This window comes from Novosphingobium sp., assembly GCF_039595395.1.
In the GTDB taxonomy this organism is placed as follows: Bacteria; Pseudomonadota; Alphaproteobacteria; order Sphingomonadales; family Sphingomonadaceae; genus Novosphingobium.
In genome coordinates this window covers 2,618,680-2,638,381 of record NZ_JBCNLP010000001.1, presented here as the reverse complement: position 1 = coordinate 2,638,381, position 19,702 = coordinate 2,618,680, and the positions used below count along the sequence as shown (strand labels likewise).

Below are 19,702 nucleotides of genomic sequence, written 5' to 3'. Positions count from 1 at the left end.
TATGCGATTGCCTGCGGCGCGGCGATCTTGTTCCCAGGCCGAACTCTTGGCGCCTGCGCTGACAATTAAAGGGAGCGCGAGGGCGATGGCCCTCGCATCTATTCTTCTTAATGTCCTTAAACCCTAACCTCGCGCAACGACAGCCTGCGCGTCAGACCGCTCCACAGGTTGCTTTGCGCTTTCCACCAGTTGCAGCAGGCGCCCGGCGGCGCTGTCCCATCGGAACCGCGCCGCGTGGGCCAGCCCGGCCCGGCGCATGGCTTCCAGCTTCGGTGGAGAGGCGACCAGTTCGCCGATGCGGGCGGTCCATCCCGGCCGGTCCAGTGGCGAGCAATAGGCTGCCGCCTCGCCGCAGGTTTCGCGCAGGGCTCCTCCGTCCGAGGTCAGCACCGGGCAGCCCGATGCCATGGCCTCCAGCGCGGGGAGGCCAAAACCCTCGGTCAGCGAAGGCAGGAGAAACAGTCTCGCGTTGTTGTAGAGCGCCTTGAGTTCACCATCGCTGACCCTTCCGGTCGGGATAAGGTCCTGACCGGGTTCCGCCTCGCCAGCGCCAACCAGAACCAGCGGTAGGCGGGGCGTGGGCAGGGCGCGGTGGGCTTCCAGCAGCATGGGCATGTTCTTGTGCCAGGCCTTGGCGCCGATCGCCAGCAGATAGCCGCCCGGCGTCAGGCGAAGGCGGTGCAGGATCGTGTCATCCGCTATGATCGGGTCGATATGATCGATGCCATTGGAGAGGACGTCGAAACTCCGCCCGCCGCCGACGCGGTGATGCCGCAGCCGCTCGGCAGAATGGTCGGATACCGTGGCAATATGCTGCGCCCGGCGCGCCAGCAGCGGCTGCAGCAGACGATAGGCATGGCGAAAGGCCGGGCTGTAGCTTTCGGGAACATCGTGGATCTGGGCATCATGCATCAGCACCAGTTGCCGCCGCCGCAGCACCGGCCCCATGTTGCAGAGGCTGAGCAGAACGGCGTCGGGCTGCAGCATGGCCAGGGCGATCTGTTCCCAGCCATAGCCGCGATGGCGCGAGCGCAGGATCGCGCAATCCGGATCGAGGTCGAGGCAGGCCCGGATTGCCCCGTCGCCGGGCGCATCGGCGGGAACGGCAATGGACAGATCCATGGCGGCGCCAGCTTTGCGGCGTTTCTGCAGCGCGCGGACCAGTTCGATGGCCACGCGGTCGACGCCGGTTGCGGGCCTGCTCAGAAAGCGGCCATTGACCAGAAAGGCGGTCATCCCGGCGCGGCGCGCATGTGATGCGCGGGCCCCGTCACAGTGCCAAAACCCTGCGCGGATCGATCCTGCCGCTGGTCAGGTCGCGCATCGCCAGCCAGTTGCCTTTGAGGCGCCCACGGCGGTCGACCGGGGGGGCTGGCTTGCAGGCTGCCCGCAACATTGGCCGCAACATTGCACAGCAAGATCCGCCAGCCATGCAGGAAGCGGATCGTCCCTTTGCGCCGCAGATAGATGACATTGGCGATCTGGGAATAGCCCAGCCGCAAGCCGGACGTGCGCCCCCCCGCGCACGCCCAGATGGATGCCGGTCAGCGCCGCCGTGCGATAGAGCGTGCCATGCCGCGCCAGCCTGCTGCTGAAATCGACGTCTTCCTGCCAGCCATAGAGCGGCAGGGCCTCGTCGAAGCGCAACTGCGGATTGGCACTCAGGCGGATGGCCATGTTGCAGCCATAGAGCCAGGCCATGCGCTCCTCTCCCGCAGCAGGGCGCTCATGCTGCACGTCGAGCTGGTCGACGGCCTCCTCGAACATCAACGATCCGGTCTGCGCGCCGTCACGCACAAGCCGGCCGGTCAGGCCCACGATGCCGGGGTCGGCGGACATCAGCGCCTCGACCTGCTCCAGAAAATCATGGGCGGGAACGAAGTCGTCATCGAAAAACACGACGACATCGGCATGATCGCCCAGCGCCGCCAGACCGGCGTTGCGTTGGCTGCACAGGCCTTTTTCGGAGATGATGATCTGGAGACCGGGGAAGGTGTTCTCCACCCCCGCGACATCGGCCGGGCACGTCCCTACGACAAGCACACCATCGGGAGCACGGGTCTGATCCGTCAGGCGGGTGAGAACCTTGCCCAGAACCTCGGCTCTGCCGGTCGTCGCAAAGATCACATGAATGCGCATGATGGGTGTCGCTTGCTCCATCGGCGATCGGGATATCGCGGTCGGATGGAGTTTACTGGCAGGCTCTGCTGCCCGGAAGCGAACTTAAGGATATAGCCGAAAGGGGGAGCGGCCGGATGGAAGGGGATTCGCCCGGTTTGTAACCTGGGCCGATCCCTTCAATTGATCTTTGCGTCCATTTCGATTTCATCAGCCAGATTGCGAAACAGGCTTGGCAGCTCATTACGCAGGCCGAACATCTCATAGATGTTCAGCGTGGCGCCCAGCATGGCCCAGGCGATTTCTGAGGCGGGCGAGCCGTTTCGGATGAGCCGCGCATAGCTGTCCGTAAAGACCTGCGCGACTTCGGCAAAATCCGAAAAATCGATCGGGCGCGGATCGATCGGACGCTGATCGGTTGGCGGCAAGTTTCTTTCCTTCCTCGTTTGGCCGACCTATCCTTGACCAGGGCATGAGCCTGGGATTCCGGACAGTGCTGTCGTGCAACGGTGATTCTGGTAAAGCACTGAACATCGATGCAATTCTGGCTACCGTGAGTTTTGCCCGGCGATCTTTCCTCTCCATTCTTGCGCCTGAGCCTTTTGGGCAAGCGCAGCATGTCCATGCGCCCGCCCCGTGTCTGCTCATGCACGTCCTGGCATTGTTCGCTGACGTGATGGCGAAGCTTTGCCACGTTTGTATCGAGTGCCAACCGCGATTTTACAGTGTGCCGGATGAGTTGCCGGTTCCATGGGATGAGGTGTTTGATCGCGGTCTAACGTGACTAATGTAATGCGCCGCGGCCCGCGAGGAAAGTCGAGTTAGCACTAATCTCGAATGATTAACCTGCTTGTCGGGGGGGCAAGCTCAGGTGGTAAGGCCTAAGGGGTAGGTTTGGGGGTTTGGACGGCTTGTATCATCCCTTTGCGCATATGCCGGGCCGGGCGGGTGGAGCTATAACCGCCTCGTAGCCGGAGAGCGGCGTGACGGGCATCGCGCGCCCGTCCGGCAGACCAGCGCGCAGTTGGAGAGCAGCGGAACGTGCGGATCGTCCATCTCCTCAAGCATTCCCGCCAGGCCGACGCCCATGTCGAGGCGGTGGTCGATCTGGCCTGCCAGCAGGCGCGGCTGGGGCATGAGGTGCTGTTCGTCGCGGGGGCGGGTCATTTCGGGCAGGTTCTGGCGCGCCATGGCGTGACCTTCATCGAAGTGCCCGATGCCGGCGCCTGGCAGACCATGCCTTTGCTGCGCGAACTGGCCTTTGTGCTGCGTCGCACCCGCCCCGACATCGTTCATGCCCATATGGTGGCCGGGGCGTGTCTGGCCTGGCTGCTGCGCCCTCTGGGCGGCTACCGGCTGGTCACGACGCTGCACAATGCACCCGGCAGCCGCAGCCGTCTGATGGGGCTGGGGGATCGGGTCATTGCGGTCAGCGATGCGCTGCAGCGCGAGATGCGGGAGAAAGGCTTTGCCAGCCATAAGCTGCGCGTGGTGCACAGCGGCACGGAGGTCGCCGCGCAGGAGGCTGCCCCGCAGGAACATCCCGCCATTGTCGCCTTGGCCGGGCTGGGTGCGGACAGGGGGATCGACACGCTGATCGAGGCTTTTGCCGCGCTGCGCAACACGGGAATGCCGGCCCATCTCTATATTCTGGGCGCGGAGACCGAGGTGCTCGAGAACAGCATATCGGCGAGCGGGCACAAGGCGTTCATCCATCCCATGGGCTCCATGGTGGAGGTCCATGCGCTGGCTGAAACCTTGCAGGCCACGATCGGCGAGCGCGGCCGATGGTCCACGGCCAGCTCCCGCCAGACCGATGGCAGCGCCGAACGGATGGCGCGCGAAACCATCGCCGTCTATCATGAGGCACGCGCTCTGAAGAAGCGGCGCGCGATGAGGATGCCGGTACAGCAAGGAGCTTTGCCACAGTGAGACGCGCAAAGCTGAAACAACGGGTCGCCCTGCTGGCGATGGCGCCTTTCCTGCTGTCGGGGAACCTGGTGCATCCTGCCCCGGCGACAGGCCCCATCGACCTCTCGCATTATCGCCTGACCTTCGCGGAGGATTTCAACGATCTGAGCGTCAGCCCATGGGGCGATGGCCACAGCCGCTGGATCGCGCATACGCCATGGGCGGGCGATTTTGGCGATGCCGCCTTTACCGATCCCGAGCCGGGCTTTCCCTTCACGGTCAGGAAAGGCGTGTTGCGGATCGAGGCGCGCAAGGATGGCGCGGGCCGATGGCGCGGTGGTCTGCTTTCGGCGGTGGATGACAAGGGGCGGGGCTTTTGCCAGCAATACGGCTATTTCGAGGCGCGGATGAAGCTGCCGCCCGGACCGGGCGTCTGGCCCGCCTTCTGGCTGATGGGGCGCGACACATCGCAGGGCAAGGCCGAGATCGATGTGATGGAGTATTACGGGCACAATGACAGCCAGATCATCTCGACATGGCATGTCTGGAAGGTGCATCCGGATCAGAGCGATCAGGGCGAGCAGACCATCGTCGCCGTGCCGCCGGGCAGCCTTTCGGCGCAGTTCCACACCTATGGCGTGGAGGTGACGCCGGGCGAGGTGCGCTTCTATCTCGATCGTCAGGAGAGCTGGCGGGTGCCCGCGCCGCCCAGCTACAGCAGTTGCTTCTATCCGCTGGTCGATCTCGCGCTGGGCTCGGGCTGGCCGATCACGGACACGCCCAACCCCTCCTACCTGTGGGTCGATTATATCCACGTCTATCAGCGCAAGCCCGACTAGGCTGAAGCGGCTAGGCTGAAGCGGCCGCCCGTCTTTGGCCGATGCGTCGCAGCAGGAAGCCAATGGCCTGCCCCTCGATGTCATCGTGCTGTCCCTTCAGCGACCAGACAATCAGATGCACCCCGGCATAGGTGGCGGCGCCCAGCGGCACCAGCGCCAGCATGGAGAGCAGCGCGGGCAGCACCCCAGCCGCATGGGGCATCAGCGGCCTGAGCAGGGTCAGCACCAAAGCCATCGCCACGCCGCCCAGAACGCTCCGCCAGATCCGGCCGATCAGCCAGGGCAGGGATAGGCCCAGCAGCCGCCTGACCGAGAGCAGGCAGATGCCGGCCAGCAGCACCTCCGAAGCCATCAGCGCAACAACCGCGCCCTGCAGGCCCATGAAAAAGATGCCGAGAATGGTGGCGGGAAAGCGGAAGAGAAAATCGAGGAAATTGCGCTGGAACACCAGATCGGGCCGCCCCATCGCATAGAACAGGTTGGTCGTGACGCTGGAAAACACCGCCGGGATCAGCGCCAGCGACACCAGCGCGAAGATCGGCGCCGCGGCGGCCCATTTCGGCCCCAGCAGCACCGCCACGATCTCGGGCGCCAGCAACGCCTGCCCCAGCCCGACCGGCAGGCCGATCGCGATCATCGCGGAGATCACCTTGCCATAGGCCAGAATCATGCGGCCATTATCGCCATTGGTCGCCGACAGCCCGGCCAGCACGGGGCGCATCAGCGTTTCCATGAAGATCTTGAAGGCGGTTCCGGCAAAGTCGCGCGCCGTGGTGAAGAGGCCCAGCGCTTCATGCGTGACCATCTTGCCCAGCACGAAACGGTCGGTCTGCCAGTTGAGCGCGCTGCAGACCTGCCCCGCCAGTCCCCAGCCCATATAGCGATAGAACAGATGGCGATGGTGCAGCGTCAACACGGGCCGGTAGGGGCAGATGACATAGGAGGAGAGGGTGGAGAACAAGGGCGCGGCAATCGTCCCCACGGCAATCGCCCAGTAACTGTGGGTCAGCATGCCGATGCTCACCGCCAGCAGCAGCGCGGCGATCTTGCCCACAAGGTCGGCACAGGCTTCGGGGCCGAACCGCAGGCTTTTGAAATAAAGGAACATCTTCGGGCAGCGCGCGCTGCGCAGCAAGGGCACCACCGACAGGGCGCAGATCAGCGCGACCAGATGATCGTCCTGATAGAAGCGGGCCAGCGGCACCGCGCCCACCACCATCAGTGCCATGATCGCCAGCCCCCGCAGCAGGGCGATGGTGAAGGCCGTATCGAGATGCGGGCGCGTGACGGGGTTGATCTCCAGCAGGGCGATGCCGGTGGGGATCTCCAGCACGGTCTCGACGATCTGGATGGTCGAGAGCGCAATGGCCACCCGTCCGAAATCGGCGGGCATCAGCAATCTCGTCAGCACCATCAGGATGACGACATCCATCGATTTGATGGCCAGCCGGTTGACCAGTAGGAACAGGCTGCCTTTGGTCACCTTTTCATACAGGCCGGGATTGCGGGGCTGATCTGTCATGGCATGGTTCAGGCGGCAGCCGCCCGCTTTTCCATCCCGGCCTCGCGATGGCCGAGATGCCAGCGCTCCACCGCGCCCCAGCCGGGCGGGAGGCCGGTCAGCCGGGGGGCACCGGTCTGCGTGAAGGCAAAGCTGCCAAATCCCTGATCGATCCCTTCGCCTCTGGCCTTCACCAGCGCTTCGCCCAAGGTCCAGTTGCGGTAGAACAGTGCCATCCTGTCTTGCGGGTCTTGCGTGGCCCTGAAGGCGCTCAGCGCTTCGGGGGCCATGAAGCGGGCGATCAGACGTTCCATGTCGGACAGCGGGCGGACCCTTTCGACATCGACCCCCACCGGGCTGCCGGAGAGCGCGACCGCGACGAGCCCACGGCTGTGGCTGATGCTGAACCGCAGTGCCGCGGCACGGCTTGCGGTGTAGCGCGATGGGCACAATGCGGGCTTTCCGCCGGGCATTGTATGGAAGCGGATGTCGCGCGGTGTTTCGTCCAGCAGGCGGCCCAGCAGCAGGCGCAGCCCGGCATGGGCCGCCATGTAGCTCCATCTGTCCTGCTCAAAGCGGAAGCGGGCCGCGCGGTCGAGTTCCGCGCCGGAAAGGCAATCTGCCAGCTCTTGCGTTGCCATCGATGCGCCGGCCTCCGCGCCCAGCCACAGCCAGAGGTCTTCCTTCAGCGGTTCCTGCGTGCCGGGGTTCGCGGGATCGGGCAGCAGGTTCAGCCTGACCGGCTTGGCCTCGCCTGAATCCTCGCGATCCAGCGCCCAGGATATCGCATGACCGGACCAGTCCTGCGCATGGAGATGGGGATACATATTGGTAAGCATCACCTTGTCCATTGCGATATCTTGCCTGACATCATCCATCCGAAGCCGTGTCCGACCAACTGCCAGCGTGGCTGCTGATTATGCATAAAGTCCGTGCCTTGCGCCTTTGCTGCAAGGGAGCATCCGACTTAGCTGCTGCCCCGATAGGGGTATTGCGATAACTCCCTGCCTCTCCCCCCTAATAGTACCTGTCGCCGCGCGGTCGCAGGCATAGAGTGTTGACGGCGGGAATGGCTCGCAGGCGGCGCGATGTGGACCTTTGTTCGCAGGGTTCGCGGGTCGCGGTGCCTTCACCAGTGCTTCGGGGGGAGGCTGCGGGCCGTGCTTGAAGGACATCGACAAGGCCATGGGATGTTGAGCGACACTCTCTTCGACAGGCTCCCCGCCGGGCCCGCATCCGGGCCGGAGAGCGGCGGGTGTCCTGCGGTTGAGCATCGCCATCTGGCCGATCTGTTCGAGAGCGCGGCCCGCCGCCATGCAGACCGCATTGCCGCGGTCGAGCCCGGCCTTCCTCCCCTGACCTATCACGAGCTGGAGCGTCGTTCCGGCGCTCTGGCGCGGCGGCTCGCCGGGGCCGGGATCGGACGTGGCGCATTCGTCGCGCTCTGTGCGGGGAGGTCCCTTGCGGCGCTGGTGGCGATTGTGGCCATTGTCCGGACGGGGGCGGCCTATGTGCCGCTGGACCCGGCCTATCCCGATGCGCAACTGGCCTTCATGCTGGCTGATGCCGCGCCCGCCATCCTGCTTCTCGAGCCCGCCATGCAGGCGCGGCTGGCCGGGATGGGGGCAGCGGCGCCCGTCTGGCTGCTCGATGAGGAGGGGGAGGCGGCAGGCCCTGCTCCGGACCGGACCGGCTGCGATCCCGAAGACCCGGCCTATGTGATGTATACCTCCGGCTCCACCGGCAGGCCCAAGGGCGTGGTGGTGCCGCATAGGGGCATCTCGCGGCTGGTGATCGGGCAGGACTATTGCCGTCTGGGCCCGCAGGAGGTGATCCTCCATCTCGCGCCGCTGGCCTTCGATGCCAGCACCTTCGAGATCTGGGGGGCTCTGCTGCATGGCGCCCGTCTGGCGATCGTGCCGCAGGCGCAGGCTGTGCTCGATACCATTGCCGATGTGCTGGCAGGCCAGCAGGTCACTACGGCATGGCTGACGGCGGGGCTGTTCCATCTGATGGTCGATCGCCGGATCGAGGCGTTGGCCGGGCTCGGGCAACTGCTTGCGGGTGGCGATGTGCTCTCGCCCGACCATGTGGGACGTTTTCTCGCTGCCGTGCCAGGCTGCCGTCTGATCAATGGCTATGGCCCGACCGAGAACACCACCTTCACCTGCTGCGCCACCATCGACCGCGCCGCCTGGGCGGGCGGGCGCGTGCCCGTCGGGCGGGCCATCGCGGGCACGCAGGTCTTTATCGTCGATGAGGCGCTGCGCCCTGTCGCATCCGGAGAGCAAGGCCAGTTGGCGGCGGCAGGGGCAGGGCTGGCGCTGGGCTATCTGGGGCAGGAGGCGCTGACGGCGGAGCGTTTCGTCGAGGCGCCCGCACCCATCGGGCAGCGGCTCTATCTGACCGGGGATCTGGTCCGCGCCTTGCCCGATGGCCAGATCGACTTCCTTGGCCGGATCGACCGTCAGGTCAAGATCGACGGCAAAAGGGTCGAACCCGGCGAGATCGAGGCAGCGCTGCGCCTTGGCGACGGGGTGGCGGATGCCTGTGTGATCGTGGATGCCAAGCGCATTCTGGCCTTTGTCGCGGTGGGCTGCGGGCAGGGGGAGGCGATCGCTCACGCCGCCATGGTCAGGCTGCGCGAGCAATTGCCCGCGCATATGTGCCCCGCGCGGATCGTGGCTGTGGCGGCTTTCCCGCTGACGCCCAATGGCAAGGTTGATCGCGCCGCGCTGCTTCAGCTTTGCGCCGCCAACACGCAGCCAGTCGCTCGCGGCGATGATCTGCAAGGGCGCATTCTGGCGATCTGGCAGCAGGTTCTGGGCACCGGGCAGCTCGGTCTGGATGAGGCCTTTTTCGATCTGGGCGGGACATCTCTGCAGTGGATGCGGGTTCATGCCGAACTCGAGCATCTGCTGGGCGCGAAAATCGCCATCACCGAGCTTTTCGCGCGGCCCACGGTCCGCGCGATCACCGAGCATCTGGGAGGGGCACCGGATGCAGCATCGCAAAGCCTGACGGATGCCGCGCGTGAGCGGGCCCGGCGCCAGCGCGCCGCGGCGATGCGTCGCACAAGAGCTTCCTAGGAGAAAAAACAAGGGGGGGGGGAGAGGCATGTATCACATGAACGAGGATCTGTCGGGGGCAACCGGGGGGGGGGCGCCAGCGATGCGATCGCCATCGTGGGCATGAGCGGGCGCTTTCCGGGCGCCCGCTCGATTGCCGCCTTCTGGGAGAACCAGCGGCAGGGCATCGTCTCGATCTCGCGCTTTTCGGAAGGGGAGCTGGAGGATTCCTTCGATCCTGCCACGCGCAACGATCCTGCCTTCGTGCGCGCGCGCGCCCTGCTCGAGGATGTCGGCCTGTTCGATGCGAGCTTCTTCGGCATGCACCCGCGTGAGGCGGCGCTGACCGATCCGCAGCACCGCATCTTCCTCGAAATCGTGCAGGAGGCGCTGGATCAGGCGGGCATCGATCCCAAGCGCTATCCCGGCCTGATCGGCGTCTTTGCCGGGGCCAGCATGCCGACCTATCTGATGCGCCATGTGCTGGGCAACCGCGCGGCGGTGGACCGCTTTGCCAGCACCTATCAATTGGGCGACATGCCCACGCTGGTGGGATCGCTGCCCGAGGTGCTGGCCAGCCGCGTGGCCTATAAGCTCGATCTGCGAGGCCCCGCGATGACGGTGCAGAGCGCCTGCTCGACCTCGCTGCTGGCCGTGGCGCAGGCTTGTCAGAGCCTGCTGACCTATCAGTGCGACGCGGCGCTGGCGGGGGGCGTGTCGATCACCTTTCCGCAGAAGCGCGGCTATCTTTGGCAGGACGGCGGCATGGGATCGCGCGATGGCACCTGCCGCCCCTTCGATGCACAGGCTTGCGGCACGGTCTTCGGCTCGGGCGCGGGGGTGGTGGTGCTCAAGCGGCTGGAGGATGCTCTGGCCGACCGCGATGAGATCCACGCGCTGATCCGGGGCACCGGCGTCAACAATGATGGCGCCAGCAAGATCGGCTTTACCGCTCCCAGCGCCGAGGGTCAGGCCAAGGCGATCGCCGCCGCTCTGGCGCAGGCCGATGTCGCGCCCGAAAGCATCGGTTATGTCGAATTGCATGGCACGGCCACCCCGCTGGGCGACCCCATCGAGTTCGACGGGCTGATGCGCGCCTTTGGCGAGACCGTAACGCCGGGAGGCTGCGCGCTGGGCTCGGCCAAGGCCAACAATGGTCATCTCGATGCCGCCGCCGGGGTGACGGGGCTGATCCGCGCAGCACTGGCCCTGCGCCATGCCGAGCTTCCGCCGCTGGCCGGTTTCACCGCGCCCAACCCGCATATCGCGCTGGAGGGCAGCCCTTTCCGCATCGAGCGCGAACTGACCCCCTGGGCGCCGGGGCCCGAACCGCGCCGCGCCGGTGTCAGCTCCTTTGGCGTGGGGGGCACCAATGTCCATGTCGTGCTGGAGGAAGCGCCGCCTGTGCCTCACCGCGAGGCGAAAGACGGGACACAGATTCTGCCCCTCTCGGCTGCCAATTGCGAGGCGCTGGAAGCCATGGCGGGCGAGCTGGCCGATCATCTGCGGGCCAATCCCGCCTTGCCGCTGGCCGATGTTGCCTTCACGCTCGATCAGGGGCGCAGCCTGCGCGCGGCGCGCGGTGCTGTCGTTGCCGCATCGACGCAGGAAGCCGCCGAGCGCCTGGCTGCCTTTGCCAGCAAGGGTCTGAAGGGGCAGGCGAAGGATGTCGCCCCGGTCATCTTCATGTTTCCGGGGCAGGGCTCGCAATATCCGCAGATGGCGCAAGGCCTCTATGACAGCGAGCCCGTCTTCCGCCTCTGGATCGACCGGGGCGCGGAGGCGCTGAAACCGTCACTGGGGCTCGATATCCGCGATCTGCTCTATGCCACGGCCAGCGGCGACGATGATGCGCCGCATCCCATCCGCTCGACGATCTATGCGCAGCCCGCGCTGTTTCTGGTGCAATATGCTCTGGCGCAGCTCTTTATGGCCAAGGGCATCAGGCCTGACGCGATGATCGGCCATAGCGTGGGCGAGCTGGTCGCCGCCTGTCTGGCCGGGGTGATGCGTTTCGAGGATGGCCTTGCCCTGATCGCTAGGCGCGCGGCGCTGATGCAGAATGCGCCGGAAGGCGCGATGCTGGCCGTCCGCACCACCGAGGCGCGGCTGCTGCCGCTGCTGGGCGGCGATCTTGACCTTGCCGCCGCCAACGCCCCGGAACTTTGCGTGGCGGCGGGGCCTTTCGAGGCCATCGCGGCGCTGGAAGCAAGACTGCAGGAGGCCGGGATCGACTCGCGCCGCCTGCATACCTCGCATGCCTTCCATTCGCGTATGATGGACCCGGTGGTCGAGGGGCTTAGACCTTCGCCGAAGGGATGAGCTTTGCCGGTCCGACCATCCCCTATGTCTCCAGCGTGACGGGCGAGTGGGTTACACAGGCGTCCGATGCAGCCTATTGGGCGCGGCATTGCCGCCAGCCGGTGCGTTTCGCCGAAGCCTTGCGGAAGGTGGCGGGCGATACGCCGCCGATCCTGCTCGAAGTGGGACCGGGGCGCGCCCTGACCACCTTCGCCACGCAGGGGCTGGCGCGCGATGACTATCGCGCCGCCATCACTTCGCTGCCCGATGCCGTCGCGGCGGACCGGGATGTGCAGAGCTTTCACGAGGCACTGGCGCGGCTCTGGACATTGGGCGCGCCGGTCGATCTGCCTGCTCTCTATGGCAATCAGGCGCGCCGGGTGGCGCTGCCCTCCTATCCCTTCCGGCGGCAGTTGCACTGGATCGAGGCGCCCGCCGCCCAGACCAGCACGCCCCAGCCTCAATCCCTTGAAAGTGAGCAAGCGATGACCAGCATTGCCCCTGCTGCGGCCGCTCCCGGCCGCCTTGCCCGCCTGACCGCCGCCCTGACCGCCCTGTTCGAAGAGCTTTCCGGCGAAGTGATCGGCGAAGAGGACCGTGGCACGCCCTTTCTGGAACTGGGTTTTGACTCGCTGTTCCTCGGGCAGGTGGCGGCAAAGGTGCAAAGGGAGTTCGGCGTCAGTCTGGTCTTCCGCCAGTTGCTGTCCGATATCACGACGCTCTGCGCGCTGGCGCAGTATCTGGATGAGAACTGCCCGCCCGATCCGGTGCAGGCCGAGCCCGTGGCCCCGGTCGCTGCCGAGGCGCCGCCTGCCATGGCCATGCCCGCCATGGCTCTGCCCGCAGCGACAGGCGATGGCGCGGCAGGCATGGCCGCGACGTTCCAGGCGCAACTGGCCGCGATGCAGGCCGTGATCGCCCAGCAACTGGCGCTGATGCAAGGGCAGGGCGCGCCTGTCGCTGCGGCGCTTGCACCGCCGCCCGTTGCGGCCCCGGCGCCCCGGACAGCGGCTTGCTCGCCGGAACCGGCCAGTGACACGCCCAGCCGCTTCCGTCCCTTCAACAGCAAGGCCCCCGCTGCGCCAGTGACCGACAGCCAACTGGCCCTGATCGCGCAGATGACCGCGCGGACCCATGCCCGAATGCCCGGTTCCATGGCGCAGGCGGCCAAGCACCGCCCCTATTTCGCCGATCCGCGCTCGGTCTCTGGCTTCCGCGCGGTGTGGAAGGATATGGTCTTCCCCGTGGTGGCCGAGCGGTCCAAGGGTTCGAAGATCTGGGATCTCGATGGCAATGCCTATGTCGATCTGGTGAACGGCTATGGGCAGACGGCCTTTGGCCATGCGCCCGATTTCGTTCAGGCCGCCGTCGCGCGCCAGTTGGAGGAAGGTTTCGCCATCGGTCCGCAGACCCCGCTGGCGGGCGTGGTGGCGGCGCAATTCGCGCGCATGGTCGCCATGGAGCGCGTGACCTTCTGCAACACCGGTTCCGAGGCGGTGATGGCGGCGATGCGTCTGGCCCGCTGCGTCACCGGGCGCGAGACGGTGGTGGTCTTCAACAATGACTATCACGGCCAGTTCGACGAGGTGCTGGTGAAGGCAGGCAGCAAGCCGGGGCGTGCCTTCCCCATCGCGCCGGGCATTCCGCAAGAGTCGCTCAGCAATATGGTGGTGCTGCCCTATGGCACGCCCGAGGCGCTGGACTGGATCCGCGCTCATGCCGATGATGTGGCGGCGGTGATCGTCGAGCCGGTGCAGAGCCGCCATCCCGAACTGCTGCCCTTCGACTTCCTGCGCGATCTGCGCGCGCTGACCGCCGACACCGGCTCGGCGCTGGTCTTCGACGAGGTGGTGACGGGCTTCCGCACCCATCCGGGCGGGATGCAGGCGGTGCTGGGCATCAGCGCCGATATGGCCACCTATGGCAAGGTGGTGGGCGGCGGCATGCCGGTGGGCATTCTGGCGGGCGCGTCGCGGTTTATGGATGCGCTCGACGGCGGCGGCTGGAATTTCGGCGATGACAGCGCGCCCGAAGTGGCGCCCACCTTCTTTGCCGGGACCTTCGTGCGCCACCCGCTGGTGATGGCCGCCTGCCGCGCGGTGCTCGACCATCTGGAGGCGGAGGGGCCGCAGTTGCAGGAGCGGCTGACGGCGCGAACTGCCGCTCTGGTCGCCCGTATGAACGCACTGTTCGCCAGCAAGGGCGTGCCCTCGCGTGTCGAGACCTATTCGAGCTGGTTCATGCTCAATCTGTCTGGCGCCGACAAGCTGGGGGCGCTGTTCCATTACAACATGCGGCTGCTGGGCGTGCATGTGCTGGACGGCTATCCCTGCTTCCTGACCACCGCGCATAGCGACGAGGATATCGAGCAGATTTTCGAGGCGACGCGGCAAACCATCGATCTGCTTCAGGCCGCGGGCATTCTGGTGCCGGAAGGGTATACGCCGCCGCCGCCCGTTTCGCGTGAACCGCGCGAGGTGCCGCTGACCGAACCGCAATTGGAAATCCTGCTCTCGGCGCAAATGGGGGAGCAGGCCTCCTGCGCTTACAATGAATCGATCACGCTGGCCTTTGATGGGGCGGTCGATCCGGATGTGCTGAAAGGCGCCATCGATGATTTCGTCGCGCGGCATGATGCCATGCGCGCCACGGTGCCGGCAGGGCGGACGACGCTGCTCATCGCGCCGACCCTGACCATCCCCCTGCCGGTGATCGAGGGCGCCGATGAGGAGATGATCGCCGCCTGCAAGGCCGAGGAAGCCGCAACCCCCTTCGATCTGGCAGCAGGACCGTTGATCCGGGCCTGCCTGTTCCTGAAGGCGGATGGCGGTTCGGCGCTGATCGTCACGGCGCATCATATCGTCTTTGATGGCTGGACGGCCAATCTCTTCGCGCAGGAGGTGGCGGCCTTCTACCGCGCCCGCGTGACGGGCATGGCTGCGGTGCTCGATCCGGTGCAGTCCTTTGGCGATTACGCTCTGGGCAAGACGCGGGCCACCGCTGCCAATGAGAGCTGGTGGAAGGAGGCCTATGCCACGCTTCCCCCGCCGCTCGACCTGCGCGGGGACCGGCCCCGCCCGGCGATCAAGAGCTTCAACGGCGCGACCATGACCGCCGCGATCGATGCTGGGCTGATGCGCGATGCGCGCAAGGCCGGGGCCAGGCTGGGCTGCACGCTTTTCGCCACGCTGCTGGGCGCGCTGCAGGTCACGCTGGGCCGTCTGGCGGAGCGCGAGGATGTGGTGATCGGCTGCCCGGTGGCCGGCCAGACGCTGGTCGAGGGCAAGGTGCTGGCGGGGCATTGCGTCAACTTTTTGCCGCTGCGCTCGCCCTTCTCCATGGCGGCCCCGCTGGGTGAGCATCTGGCCTCGGTCAGCGCCATCCTGATGGAGGCCTTCGATCATCAGGACTATACCTATGGCGCGCTGGTCCGCGCGCTGGGTCTGCCGCGCGACCCCAATCGCACGCCGCTCTGCGACGTGCAGTTCAATCTGGAGCGGCTGGGCGAGGATATCGATTTCGCGGGCACCAAGGCGTCCCTGCTGCCCAATCCCAAGGCCGCGGCCAATTTCGACCTGTTCTTCAACATGGTGGAATCGAGCCAGGGCCTGCGGATCGATGTCGATTACGCCACCGATCTTTTCGATGAGGCGACCGTTGCGCGCTGGGTGGAAAATCTGCGTCAGGTGCTGCGCGCGCTGGTCGCCGATCCGGACACATCGATCGGCGCGCTGGATCTGCTGGGCGAGGATGAACGCCGCTGGCTGCAGGCACAGGGCGAGACCATGCCGCGCCTGCCCGATGATGCCACCCTGCCAAAGTACTTTGCCGAGGCGGCGGCCAGGCATGGCGCGCGTCAGGCGATGGTCTGTGAGCGCGATGCCCTGAGCTATGCCGAACTCGATGCCCGCGCCAACCGGCTGGGGCAGGCGCTGGCGGCGCGTGGGATCGGCAGGGGAGATAACGTTGCCCTGCTGGCCGACCGTTCGCCCGACACCATCGTGGCGATCCTGGGCGTGCTGAAGGCGGGGGCGGCTTATGTTCCGCTCGATCCGGCCTTCCCGACGGCGCGCCTGGTTCACATTCTGAGCGATGCAAAGGCAAAGCTGGTGCTGATCGGCCCCGGAGGCGAGGAATCCGCACGAGAGCTTGGGAACGAGGTCGCTGCGCTGTCCTTCGAGGCCCTGTGGGCCCTGGCGGCCAATCAGCCCGCAACCGCGCCCGAGGTGTCGGTCGCGGCCGATGATCCCGCTTACGTCATGTACACCTCCGGATCGACCGGCCTGCCCAAGGGGGTGGTCGTTCCGCATCGCGCGGTGGTGCGGCTGGTCAGCGATCAGCAATTTATCGCTTTCGGTCCGGATCAGGTGTTCCTCCATCTCGCCCCGCTGGCCTTCGATGCCAGCACGCTGGAGATCTGGGGGGCGCTGCTCCACGGCGGCATGCTCGCGGTGGTGCCGGAGGCCAAGCCCTCGCTCGCGCGGATCGGGCAGGCGATTGCCCAGCATCGCGTCACCACGGCCTGGTTCACGGCGGCGCTGTTCCATGCGCTGGTGGATGAAGGCGTGCAGGTGCTGATGCCCTTGCGGCAGATCCTGGCGGGCGGCGATGTGCTGTCTCCCACCCATCTGCGCAAGGCTCAGGAGGCCTTGCCCCATGCGCGGATCGTCAATGGCTATGGCCCCACGGAAAACACCACATTTTCGGCCTGCTATCCTCTGCCGCCCGAGGGCTGGGGGGCAGGGGCCGTGCCGATCGGCACCGCCATCGCGCACAGCAGCGTCCATATCATGGATGCCGATCTGCGTCTGAGCCCGCGCGGGGCGGTGGGCGAATTGCTGGTGGGCGGCGAAGGTCTGGCGCTGGGCTATCTGGGGCAGAACGAGCTGACGGCGCAGCGTTTCGTGCCCCATCCCCTCGTGGCGGGCGAAAGGCTTTACCGCACCGGTGATCTGGCGCGTTGGCGCGGCGATGGCGTGCTGGAATTTCTCGGCCGCGCCGATGGGCAGGTCAAGATCAACGGCCACCGTATCGAGCCCGGCGAGATCGAAAGCGTGCTGCGCGATATCCCTGGTGTTGCCGACGCAGCCGTGACGGTGGTGGAGAACAACCTCGGTTCGCGCCAGCTCCACGCCTTTGTGGTGCCTGAGGCGGGCCTCGCTTCGCCCTCCGGGCTGATCGAGCAGGCGAGCGCGCAGGCTGCCCGCCTGTTGCCCAAGGCGATGCATCCGCGCACCATCCGCCAGATCGAGCAACTGCCGATGACCACCAATGGCAAGGTCGACCGCGCCTTGTTGGCGACGCTGGTGGAGAAGAACCCTGTCAGTGCCACGGAAGCCGCGCCCCGTCCCGTCCAGCATCGCGCGGTGGAACTGCTGGAGATCGAGGCGAAGATCGGGGCCATCTGGGCCGATGTGTTGGGCCTCGACTCGGTGGCGACCGGGGACGCCCTGTTCGATCTGGGTGCCGAGTCGCTGCAAATCTTCCGCATCGTGGCGCGCATGACGGATATCGGCCTGCCGCTGGAAAGCCGCAGCCTGCTGGCCAATCCGACCCTGGGCGAGGTGGCCGCGATGCTGGCCAGCGGCGAGGCGGCCCCGCGTCCCACCGCAGCCATCGTCCCGCTCTCGGCCTATCGCCGCAACACCGTCAGGGAGATCCGCTGATGAACGCCATCGATCTGGCTCTTAACGGCGCGGCGCCGGCCCCCGAGGTTCTCGCGCGGTTCCCCGCCACCGCCAACCAGCATCATATCTGGCAGGATATGGCCAGCCCGCTGACGCGCGACGCGCTCAACGCAAGCTTCCGCCGCCGCCTTGAAGGGAGCATCTCCGACGGCGCGGTGACGAAAGCCTTGCAGGAGCTGGTCGACCGCCACGAGATCTTGCGGACCCGTTTCCGCATGGGGGCTGATGGCCGTCTGGAGCAGGAGGTGCTGCGCGAGCAGCCCTTCAAGCCGGACATGGTGGACTTGCGGCATCTTGCTTCGCCGGGCCGTGAGGCCGAGCTGGAACGGCTGGGAGCGGGCGAGGCGCGCAAGCCCTTTGCCGTCGCGGATGGCGTGGCGCCCCTGTTTCGGGTCCTGTTGGTGAGGCTGGCGGCGGATCTCGCCTATGTCCATTTCACCTTCCATCAACTGGTGATCGACGGTTGGTCGGTCGATGTGCTGGATCAGGAATTCGGCAGACTGGCGGCGGCGGCAGACGGGGGCGCTCCGGCTGATCTGCCGCCCATCGAGATGCAGTTCGGCGACTATGCACTGTGGCAAGGCGATGTGCTGGCCAGTGGAGCGCTGGATGCCCAGCGCGATTACTGGCGCGGCCAATTGGCGGACCTGCCGCATTTCGGGATCACCCCCGACCGCGCCGGGCCGCGCGGTGATTGTGAGGGGCAGATCCGCTCGATCCTGCTGCCTCATGCGCTCACCGCCGCCTTTGAGCATCTGGCCCATGCCAACCGTCATACGCTCTTTTCGCTGACCACGGCGGCGGCGGCGGCGGCGCTGCATCTGGTCTCCGGGGCCGGGGAGGTGGTGCTGGGCACGCAGACCGCCAGTCGCGAGGACCCCGATGCCGAGCATATCGTCGGCCCGCTGCTCAACACGGTGGTGCTGCGCCTGCCGGTGGCGCCCAACGACAGCTTCCTCACCTTTGCCGACCGTGTGCGCGGTGTGGCGCTTGAGGCAACGCAGAACCAGTTGCTCCCCTTCGCCGAGGTGGTGCGAATGGCGCAAGAGGCGGGCATGAACAGGCCGCTCTACAACGTCAATCTGGTGGTGCAGCACACGCATATCTCGACAGGCCGGGACGCCGATCGCCAGTTCGGCGCTTTCCGCGTCGCCTCTGCGCCCAGCCACTCCGCGGGCGCGCTGTGGGATCTCAGCCTGTTCATGGTCGGGCGTGAGGAGGGCTGGCGGCTGTCCTGCGAGGGGGCCAGCGCGCTTTACGACAGCGGCACCATCGACGCGCTGCTTGCCGTCTGGCGCAAGGTGATGGAGGGGGCGGTGGCCCGCCCGCAAGCCGCGCTGACCGAGCTGGCCACACTGGAGGCCCATGAACGGCGCCCGGCCAGCCCCGCGCCCGAAAAGACAGTGCAGAAGGTGCCCGAGGCTCCCGTCAATCCCCGGCTGGAGGCCTTGCGCCAGCGCATCATTGCGCTCCGGCCGCAGGGCGACAGGCTGCCGATCATGGCGATCAACAATGCCTCGATGCTCTATCCGGTGGCCCGCGCCATCGAGGGGCATCCCTTCTACGATATCCAGTTCTGCCCTTCGCCGACGCGCATGGCTCTGCCGCGCCGCCACTTTGCCGACCATGCGCGCGATGCTGTCGAGATGATCAGGCTGGCGCGGCCCCATGGGCCCTATGTGCTCTTCGGCCTGTGCATCTGCGGGGCGATCGGGCTGGAGGCGGCGCGCATCCTGCGCTCGGAAGGCGAGGAGGTGCCGCTGGTGGTGCTGGTCGACACCTACCGCCCCGGCTTTCGCGAGAGACTGTCCTTTGTGGATCACCATATCCGGGCATGGCAGGTGCGGGGGCGCACCTTTATGGATCTGCGGGCCCGCGTGGCCTCGGGCGAGCTGACGATGGCGCAATGGATCGACAATTACCGGCTGGCGCGGCGCCTGCGCATCAGCGCCCTGTTGCGGCGGCTGGGCGTCACCTCGCTGGGGGCGGAGCATGATCCGATGCAGGACAACAACCGCTGGTTCCCCGAAGAGGTGCTGTTGCCCAGCCAGGCGGCCTTCGATCTGGAACCCTATCCGGGCGACGTGCTGTTCTTCCGCAACAGGGAGATGCAGCCGGGGCGGCTGTTCCCTCATGATTTCGGATGGGCCGGTCATGTCGAAGGGCGCTTCGATCTGGTCGAGGTGCCCGGAAACCATGACACGATCTTTCGTCCGGAAGGCGCTGCGGTGATGGGCCCGGCGATCCGCCACAGGCTGGCGGAGCTGGGTTTTTGAG

At 66.5% G+C, this 19,702-nt stretch carries 12 protein-coding genes; 7 read left to right on the top strand and 5 right to left on the bottom strand.

The window, feature by feature from the left end:
- Positions 1 to 123 precede the first annotated feature (123 nt).
- From ABDW49_RS12260 to ABDW49_RS12250, 3 genes are all read right to left on the bottom strand, one after another.
- On the bottom strand, positions 124 to 1,236 hold the full coding sequence (locus ABDW49_RS12260; protein WP_343612222.1) for a glycosyltransferase family 1 protein: 1,113 nt from the start codon (positions 1,234 to 1,236) through the stop codon (positions 124 to 126).
- Between the two features lie 75 nt (positions 1,237 to 1,311).
- Positions 1,312 to 2,139 carry a glycosyltransferase gene (locus ABDW49_RS12255; protein ID WP_343612220.1) on the bottom strand — a complete coding sequence of 276 codons (828 nt, stop codon included), beginning with the start codon at positions 2,137 to 2,139 and terminating at the stop codon, positions 1,312 to 1,314.
- Between the two features lie 158 nt (positions 2,140 to 2,297).
- Positions 2,298 to 2,546 carry a hypothetical protein gene (locus tag ABDW49_RS12250; protein ID WP_343612219.1) on the bottom strand — a complete coding sequence of 83 codons (249 nt, stop codon included), beginning with the start codon at positions 2,544 to 2,546 and terminating at the stop codon, positions 2,298 to 2,300.
- A 44-nt stretch (positions 2,547 to 2,590) separates the two neighbouring features.
- Between ABDW49_RS12250 and ABDW49_RS12245 the strand changes: the two genes are divergently transcribed.
- The 3 genes from ABDW49_RS12245 to ABDW49_RS12235 all read left to right on the top strand — a co-directional run bounded on the left by ABDW49_RS12245 (position 2,591) and on the right by ABDW49_RS12235 (position 4,868).
- Positions 2,591 to 2,902 (top strand): hypothetical protein, encoded by a 312-nt coding sequence (locus ABDW49_RS12245; RefSeq protein ID WP_343612218.1) that lies wholly within the window; start codon positions 2,591 to 2,593, stop codon positions 2,900 to 2,902.
- A gap of 257 nt (positions 2,903 to 3,159) precedes the next feature.
- The gene (locus ABDW49_RS12240; RefSeq protein ID WP_343612217.1) at positions 3,160 to 4,050 is read left to right on the top strand and encodes a glycosyltransferase family 4 protein; all 891 of its coding nucleotides are present in this window, start codon (positions 3,160 to 3,162) and stop codon (positions 4,048 to 4,050) included.
- The gene (locus ABDW49_RS12235) at positions 4,047 to 4,868 is read left to right on the top strand and encodes a glycoside hydrolase family 16 protein (RefSeq protein ID WP_343612215.1); all 822 of its coding nucleotides are present in this window, start codon (positions 4,047 to 4,049) and stop codon (positions 4,866 to 4,868) included. The genes ABDW49_RS12240 and ABDW49_RS12235 overlap by 4 nt, the downstream gene beginning before the upstream one ends.
- 10 nt (positions 4,869 to 4,878) lie before the next feature.
- On the opposite strand, the gene ABDW49_RS12230 is transcribed toward ABDW49_RS12235, so the two are convergent.
- Complete coding sequence (locus tag ABDW49_RS12230) at positions 4,879 to 6,390, bottom strand: oligosaccharide flippase family protein (protein ID WP_343612213.1); 1,512 nt, start codon at positions 6,388 to 6,390, stop codon at positions 4,879 to 4,881.
- Between the two features lie 8 nt (positions 6,391 to 6,398).
- A complete protein-coding gene (locus ABDW49_RS12225) occupies positions 6,399 to 7,208 on the bottom strand; it encodes a 4'-phosphopantetheinyl transferase superfamily protein (protein WP_343612212.1) in 810 nt (269 codons plus the stop codon).
- Between the two features lie 351 nt (positions 7,209 to 7,559).
- Here ABDW49_RS12225 and ABDW49_RS12220 point away from each other — a divergent pair, with 351 nt between their 5' ends.
- The 4 genes from ABDW49_RS12220 (at position 7,560) to ABDW49_RS12205 (ending at position 19,701) form a co-directional block, all read left to right on the top strand.
- The gene (locus tag ABDW49_RS12220; protein WP_343612211.1) at positions 7,560 to 9,458 is read left to right on the top strand and encodes a non-ribosomal peptide synthetase; all 1,899 of its coding nucleotides are present in this window, start codon (positions 7,560 to 7,562) and stop codon (positions 9,456 to 9,458) included.
- A gap of 87 nt (positions 9,459 to 9,545) precedes the next feature.
- Entirely contained in the window at positions 9,546 to 11,759 is a 2,214-nt protein-coding gene (locus ABDW49_RS12215) for a type I polyketide synthase (RefSeq protein WP_343614267.1), read from the top strand.
- Positions 11,756 to 17,404: an amino acid adenylation domain-containing protein gene (locus ABDW49_RS12210; RefSeq protein WP_343612210.1), complete on the top strand. Its 5,649-nt coding sequence runs from the start codon at positions 11,756 to 11,758 to the stop codon at positions 17,402 to 17,404. Before ABDW49_RS12215 ends, ABDW49_RS12210 begins: the two co-directional genes overlap by 4 nt.
- On the top strand, positions 17,404 to 19,701 hold the full coding sequence (locus tag ABDW49_RS12205) for a condensation domain-containing protein (RefSeq protein ID WP_343612209.1): 2,298 nt from the start codon (positions 17,404 to 17,406) through the stop codon (positions 19,699 to 19,701). Before ABDW49_RS12210 ends, ABDW49_RS12205 begins: the two co-directional genes overlap by 1 nt.
- The last annotated feature ends 1 nt before the right edge of the window (position 19,702 follow it).

What these genes read in the sequence shown, in the direction of transcription:
- ABDW49_RS12220 (WP_343612211.1), top strand. Translation starts at nt 7,560, where the DNA reads ATGTTGAGCGACACTCTCTTCGACAGGCTCCCCGCCGGGCCCGCATCC.
- ABDW49_RS12255 (WP_343612220.1), bottom strand. Translation starts at nt 2,139, where the DNA reads ATGCGCATTCATGTGATCTTTGCGACGACCGGCAGAGCCGAGGTTCTG.
- ABDW49_RS12260 (WP_343612222.1), bottom strand. Translation starts at nt 1,236, where the DNA reads ATGACCGCCTTTCTGGTCAATGGCCGCTTTCTGAGCAGGCCCGCAACC.
- ABDW49_RS12205 (WP_343612209.1), top strand. Translation starts at nt 17,404, where the DNA reads ATGAACGCCATCGATCTGGCTCTTAACGGCGCGGCGCCGGCCCCCGAG.
- ABDW49_RS12230 (WP_343612213.1), bottom strand. Translation starts at nt 6,390, where the DNA reads ATGACAGATCAGCCCCGCAATCCCGGCCTGTATGAAAAGGTGACCAAA.
- ABDW49_RS12245 (WP_343612218.1), top strand. Translation starts at nt 2,591, where the DNA reads ATGAGCCTGGGATTCCGGACAGTGCTGTCGTGCAACGGTGATTCTGGT.
- ABDW49_RS12210 (WP_343612210.1), top strand. Translation starts at nt 11,756, where the DNA reads ATGAGCTTTGCCGGTCCGACCATCCCCTATGTCTCCAGCGTGACGGGC.
- ABDW49_RS12225 (WP_343612212.1), bottom strand. Translation starts at nt 7,208, where the DNA reads ATGCTTACCAATATGTATCCCCATCTCCATGCGCAGGACTGGTCCGGT.